The organism is Mesorhizobium sp., from assembly GCF_017306585.1.
Taxonomy (GTDB): domain Bacteria; phylum Pseudomonadota; class Alphaproteobacteria; order Rhizobiales; family Rhizobiaceae; genus Mesorhizobium.
The window spans coordinates 39,419-45,418 of the sequence record NZ_JAFKIC010000134.1 but is presented as its reverse complement, the minus strand read 5'-3'; the positions used below and the strand labels follow the sequence as shown (position 1 = coordinate 45,418).

At 65.1% G+C, this 6,000-nt stretch carries 5 protein-coding genes; 3 read left to right on the top strand and 2 right to left on the bottom strand.

Annotated elements, in window-relative coordinates:
• Positions 1–337: 337 nt before the first annotated feature.
• Entirely contained in the window at positions 338–1,426 is a 1,089-nt protein-coding gene (locus tag J0I79_RS13520) for a citrate synthase/methylcitrate synthase (protein WP_292858996.1), read from the bottom strand.
• A 92-nt stretch (positions 1,427–1,518) separates the two neighbouring features.
• On the opposite strand from J0I79_RS13520, the gene J0I79_RS13515 reads away from it, so the two are divergent.
• Positions 1,519–2,667 (top strand): citrate synthase, encoded by a 1,149-nt coding sequence (locus J0I79_RS13515; protein ID WP_292859002.1) that lies wholly within the window; start codon positions 1,519–1,521, stop codon positions 2,665–2,667.
• Between the two features lie 7 nt (positions 2,668–2,674).
• Here the strand turns inward: J0I79_RS13515 and phaR are convergent, their stop codons facing one another.
• Positions 2,675–3,283, bottom strand: a complete 609-nt coding sequence (phaR, locus tag J0I79_RS13510) for a polyhydroxyalkanoate synthesis repressor PhaR (protein ID WP_292858993.1) — start codon at positions 3,281–3,283, stop codon at positions 2,675–2,677.
• Between the two features lie 296 nt (positions 3,284–3,579).
• On the opposite strand from phaR, the gene J0I79_RS13505 reads away from it, so the two are divergent.
• Together J0I79_RS13505 and phbB are read left to right on the top strand one after the other, a co-directional pair.
• A complete protein-coding gene (locus J0I79_RS13505) occupies positions 3,580–4,758 on the top strand; it encodes an acetyl-CoA C-acetyltransferase (RefSeq protein ID WP_292858990.1) in 1,179 nt (392 codons plus the stop codon).
• Between the two features lie 89 nt (positions 4,759–4,847).
• On the top strand, positions 4,848–5,573 hold the full coding sequence (phbB, locus tag J0I79_RS13500) for an acetoacetyl-CoA reductase (protein WP_292858987.1): 726 nt from the start codon (positions 4,848–4,850) through the stop codon (positions 5,571–5,573).
• The last annotated feature ends 427 nt before the right edge of the window (positions 5,574–6,000 follow it).

The window sequence follows — 6,000 nt, the reverse complement described above, 5'->3', positions numbered from 1 at the left end:
TGACGAAGGCGAAGATCCCAAGCTCTCCCGCGGCTGTAACCTCAGGTGGTACGGGCGACTTCGCCAAGCCAAGGTCCGGGCGGCCGCCCGGACCTTGGCTCAATCGCTTCATTCCCACGAAATCTCTCTCGTGTAGATACAAGGTGGCCCGGCGTAGCCGGGACGGAGAGGGGCCTGCGCGGCAGAGGAAATTTGGCGCACAGAACTGCCAACGCAGATCAGCGCCCGCGCTCAACCATCGGCGACGCGGACCTTGCGGCTGGCGTCCCCCTCTCCGTCCCGGCTTCGCCGGGCCACCTCTCCCCCGCTTCGCGGGGGCGAGGAAACCAGACCTGCGTTACGCAACCAGGTCCGGCACCGGACCGACATAGCGCGATTGCGGGCGGATCAGCCGGCCGGTCGTCTGCTGCTCGCGCGCATGCGCGACCCAGCCGGCGACACGCCCGGCGGCAAAGACATTGCTGAAGGCATCAGGCGGAAAGCCCGCCGCTTCCAGCACCAGTGCCGTGTAGAACTCGACATTGGTCTGCAGCGAGCGCTGCGGCTTGGCGATCCGAAGCACGTCGAGCGCCGTCTGCTCGACCGTCTCGGCGAAGGCCAGCCTGCGCCCGGCTTCGCCTTCGCCGCCAAGCTTGCGTACCACCGCCTTCAGCACGTCAGCGCGCGGATCGCGCACGCGGTAGATGCGGTGGCCGAAGCCCATGATGCGCCTGCCATGGGCGATCTCGTCGCGCAGCCAGCCGGCGGCATCGCCATGCGCCTCGATCGCGTCGAGCATCTCGATAACCGGGCCGGGCGCACCGCCATGCAGCGGCCCCTTCAGCGCGCCAAGCCCGGCCAGCACCGACGACGTCAGGCCGGCCAATGTCGAGGCGACGACGCGGGTGGCGAAGGTCGAGGCGTTGAGCCCGTGGTCGCAGACAGTCACCAGATAGGTATCGAGCGCCTTGGCAAGCGCCGCCGAAGGGGCCGAACCCCTGAGCATCCGCAGCATGTCGGCGGCATGGTCGGCCTTGGCGTCCGGCGCGATCGGCTGCTCGCCACGCCGCAGCCGCAACAGCGCCGGCGTCAGCACCGAGGGCGCCGCAATGAGCAGCAAGGCGTCCGCCAGCGTTTCGCCATCCGGCAACAGGGCCATCGCGGCGCGCATGGCGCTGTAGACTTCAAGCGGCGCCAGCAAGGCCAGCGAAGGCTGAAGGCGTTCGAAAACCTCGACACGCGCTTTGCCCAAACGCCCCGCCAGTTCGGCATCGCCGGGGAGATCGTCGAAGAAGCCGTCGAGCAGCAGGCGCACGACTTGCGGGAAACTCCATCGTCCGGCCAGTTCGGGCAGTGAATGGCCGCGGATCGTCAGGCGGCCGCCCAGGCCGTCCACGTCGGACAGCACCGTTTCGGCCGCCACCACATCATCGAGCCCATTCGCCATCGCCTTGTCTCCTTGAAGCTTTTGCTGATCGGAGATAAGCGTGTGCAAAAGAAGCATCAATCTTGATCAACATAATCAATATCAGGCTCGTCATGTCCGAATGGCTGTCGCGGGAAGAGGCGCTGGAACGGCTCAAGGTGCGGCCGCAGACGCTCTACGCCTATGTCAGCCGCGGCCGAATCGGCATGCGTCCGGATCGCACCGATCCGCGCCGCAGCGAATATCGCGCCGATGACATCGCGGCCCTGGCGACCCGCCGGGCGCGCGGGCGCAGCCCCTCGGCCATCGCCGAAAGCGCGATCGCCTGGGGTGAGCCGTCGATCGTCACCGCCATCTCGACCGTCTGGCACGGTCGCCTCATCTATCGCGGCCAGGATGCGGCCGCGCTCAGCGAACATGCCACGCTGGAGGAGACCGCCGCCGTGCTGTGGGCCTTGCCCGAACCGGCCCATTTCGAGACGGCGGCGCCCCTCTCCGATCAGGCCGGCCGTGCTTCGGCCTTTGCGCGGCTCGCCATGCTTGCCGGCCAGGAGCGGCCTTCGCTTGGGCGAAACGCCGCCTCACTGTGTACCGACGCCGCGCGCGCGATCGGCGTACTGGCCGGCGCCCTCGGTGCATCGGCAGGGTCCGACCCGCTGCATCACCGATTGGCGCGAGGCTGGTCGGTGAGCGATGACGGCGCGGATGCGATCCGCCGGGCGCTTGTCCTGCTTGCCGATCACGAACTCAACGCCTCGACCTTCGCGGCGCGCGTCGCGGCCTCGACCGGGGCTTCGCCCGCTGCGTGCCTCCTGGCAGGCCTGGCGACATTGTCCGGGCCCCGGCACGGTGGCGCCGGCGAAGCGGTGATGCATCTGGCCGAGGACGCGGCACGGCACGGCGCCGACACCGCGATCCGGCGCTGGCTCGGCCACGACCGGCCACTACCGGGTTTTGGCCACCAGCTCTATCCCGAAGGCGACCCCAGGGCCACCGCGCTTCTGGCTGCCATCGGCAACAGCGACGACACATTGCGGTCGCTGGAGACCGCCGTTATCGCCGCGACCGGCGCCCGTCCGAATATAGATTTTGCCTTGGCCGTGATGACGCGCGGCCTCGGCCTGCCGCGCGACGCGCCGTTTCAACTGTTCGCGCTTGGACGCGGCGTCGGCTGGGCCGCGCACATGGTCGAACAGATCGTGAGTGGCAACATCATCAGGCCGCGCGGCCGTTATGATGGATTGCTGCCCCGGATTGACTGAAGTTAGATCAAGACATCGTGTCGAGCTTGCGCTGCATGGCCGCGATCTGGTCCTTCAGCTGCTGCAGATCGTCGGGCTTCTCCGGCGCTTCCTTCCGGGCGGGCTCGGCGGGGGTCGCGGCAGGGGTCGGGGCCGCTGGCGGAAAAGGCGTGAACAGCCGCATCGCGTTCTGGAACATTTCCATGTTGCGCCGCGTCTGCTCTTCGAGCGCCTTCATCGGCGTCGCCATCTTCATGACGTCGAGCGGCGACTTGCCGATCGCGCCCTTCATCTGCTCGCGAAACCGCTCCTGCTCCTTGGAGAAGGCGATCATCGACTGTTCGAGGAAGCTCGGCACGATCATCTGCATCTGGTCGCCATAGAAGGCGATCAGCTGGCGCAGGAACGGGATCGGCAGCATGTTCTGCCCATCCTTGTTCTCCAGTTCGAAAATGATCTGGGTCAGCACCGGATGCGTGATGTCGTCGCCGGTCTTGGCGTCCTGGACGGTGAACTCCTCGCCCTTCTTGACCATCTCGGCCAGGTCCTCGAGCGTCACATACGTGCTGGTGCCCGTATTGTAGAGGCGGCGGTTGGCGTATTTCTTGATAATGATCGGATCGTCTTTTGCGGCCATCTGCATCCTCCCCGGACACCGGCGCGCCTGAGTAAGCAGCCGGTAACGATTGCGCCCTTTTTGAAGATATGCGCAAAAGCCTCATAATTCCAAGCAGTTTGTGCAGTGCGGGAGCATATAATGCTGCATAGCAGGCAAAATATGCTGCGCAGCAACGCCCGGGCCGCCTGCACCACAATGCGCGGCCTGCTTGCGACGCATGGGCGCCATGCCGATTTCCGGTTTGACTTGGGGTTTGGAAAGGGCAAGAAAAGTCCTCAACGACAGAACAACACCCTTGAAGTCTGGAGAAGAAAATGTCCGATTCCATCGTCATTGCCAGCGCCGCCCGCACGGCCGTCGGCTCCTTCAACGGCGCCTTCGCGGCCACGCCAGCGCATGAGCTCGGCGCCGTCGTCATCAGGGAATTGCTGTCGCGCGCCGGTGTCGAGGCCGCCGAAGTCGACGAGGTCATCCTCGGCCAGGTCCTGACCGCCGCCCAGGGACAGAACCCGGCCCGCCAGGCCTCGATCCTTGCCGGCCTGCCCATCGAAACCACCGCCTGGGGCCTCAACCAGGTCTGCGGTTCGGGCCTGCGTGCCATCGCGCTCGGCATGCAGCAGATCGCCACGGGCGACGCCAAGGTGATCGTCGCCGGCGGTCAGGAATCGATGTCGCTGTCGCCGCATGCCGAGCATCTGCGCGCCGGCGTCAAGATGGGCGACTACAAGATGATCGATACCATGATCAAGGACGGGCTGTGGGACGCCTTCAACGGCTACCACATGGGCAACACGGCCGAGAACGTCGCCCGCCAGTTCCAGATCACACGCGATGATCAGGACCATTTTGCGCTGGCCTCGCAGAACAAGGCCGAGGCCGCGCAGAAGGCCGGCAAGTTCAAGGACGAGATCGTCGCCTTCACCATCAAGGGCAAGAAGGGCGACACCATTGTCGACCAGGACGAATATATCCGCCACGGCGCCACGCTCGACGCCATGACCAAGCTCAAGCCCGCCTTCGACAAGGACGGCACGGTGACCGCGGCCAACGCCTCGGGCATCAATGACGGTGCGGCCGGCGCGCTGCTGATGAGCGAAGCCGAAGCCGCGCGGCGCGGCATCACGCCCCTGGCGCGCATCGCCTCCTGGGCGACCGCCGGCGTCGATCCGTCGATCATGGGCACTGGCCCGATCCCGGCTTCCAAGCGCGCCCTTGAAAAGGCCGGCTGGTCGGTCGGCGATCTCGACCTGGTCGAGGCCAACGAAGCCTTCGCTGCCCAGGCCTGCGCCGTCAATAAGGGCATGGGCTGGGATCCCTCGATCGTCAACGTCAATGGCGGCGCCATCGCCATCGGCCACCCGATCGGCGCCTCGGGCGCCCGCGTCTTCAACACTCTGGTCTACGAGATGCGCCGCCGCGGCGCCAAGAAAGGCCTCGCCACGCTCTGCATCGGCGGCGGCATGGGCGTCGCCATGTGCGTGGAAGCCCTCTGAGAAAACGATTGACGGGCGGCGCAAGCCGCCCGTTTCATATCCAGTGCCTGCCAAGCCCGACAACAGGGCGATATCAAAAGGGGAAACGCATGACCAAGGTTGCAATCGTCACCGGTGGCTCGCGCGGCATTGGCGCCGCGATCTCGATCGCCCTGAAGAAGGCCGGCTACTCCGTTGCCGCGAACTACGCCGGCAATGACGAGGCGGCTGCGAAGTTCAAGGCGGAGACCGGCATCCCGGTCTACAAATGGTCGGTCGCCGACTATGACGCTTGCGCCGCCGGCATCAAACAGGTCGAGGCCGATCTCGGCCCCGTTTCGGTGCTGGTCAACAATGCCGGCATCACCCGCGACGCCATGTTCCACAAACTGACGCGCGAGCAGTGGAAAGAGGTCATCGACACCAATTTGTCGGGCGTCTTCAACATGACGCACCCGCTGTGGGGCGGCATGCGTGACCGCAAGTTCGGCCGCGTCATCACCATCTCCTCGATCAACGGCCAGAAGGGCCAGGCCGGCCAGGTCAACTATTCCGCCGCCAAGGCCGGCGACATCGGCTTCTCGAAGGCTCTCGCGCAAGAGGGGGCCCGCGCCGGCATCACCGTCAACGTCATCTGCCCCGGCTATATCGCCACCGAGATGGTCAAGGCGATCGACGAGAAAGTGCTCAACGAGCGCATCCTGCCGCAGATCCCGGTCGGCCGCCTCGGCGAACCCGAAGAGATCGCGCGCTGCGTGGTGTTCCTCGCTTCCGAAGAGGCCGGCTTCATCACCGGTTCGACACTCACAGCCAATGGCGGCCAGTACTTCGCCTGAGACAGGCAACGGCCTTCAAGCCGTGATAGCGGATCGGGAACCGGTCCGCTTTTCAGTTCCAGTTCCGCGGGTCCGGGAACACGGCGCCGCGCGATGATCCAATCCGGCACGCAAAGGTTAACGGCGACAGACAGGCTCACCGGAATCTGTGGCTAAACCTGTGGTCAAGCCTGTGGATTGTCGGTGGATAAGCTGTTCACAACACAACATATTGACGGAACAAACCGGGAAAATAGCGCCGGCGCCGGTTTGTCGCCGATTCGTTCCGGCTTTGAGCGCAATGTTAACATTAATCGCCTGAAACCTGCGGAATTCTTTAAGACGAAATTCAGAAAGATTAACAATTTCATAATCTTGGCCGGAAGCCGGCGGGCCGCTCGACCAGCGTTCCGGCAAGGATTAACGGCGTAACTCGCCTAGCATAAAA

What these genes read in the sequence shown, in the direction of transcription:
- J0I79_RS13520 (WP_292858996.1), bottom strand. Translation starts at nt 1,426, where the DNA reads ATGGCGAATGGGCTCGATGATGTGGTGGCGGCCGAAACGGTGCTGTCC.
- J0I79_RS13515 (WP_292859002.1), top strand. Translation starts at nt 1,519, where the DNA reads ATGTCCGAATGGCTGTCGCGGGAAGAGGCGCTGGAACGGCTCAAGGTG.
- phaR (WP_292858993.1), bottom strand. Translation starts at nt 3,283, where the DNA reads ATGGCCGCAAAAGACGATCCGATCATTATCAAGAAATACGCCAACCGC.
- J0I79_RS13505 (WP_292858990.1), top strand. Translation starts at nt 3,580, where the DNA reads ATGTCCGATTCCATCGTCATTGCCAGCGCCGCCCGCACGGCCGTCGGC.
- phbB (WP_292858987.1), top strand. Translation starts at nt 4,848, where the DNA reads ATGACCAAGGTTGCAATCGTCACCGGTGGCTCGCGCGGCATTGGCGCC.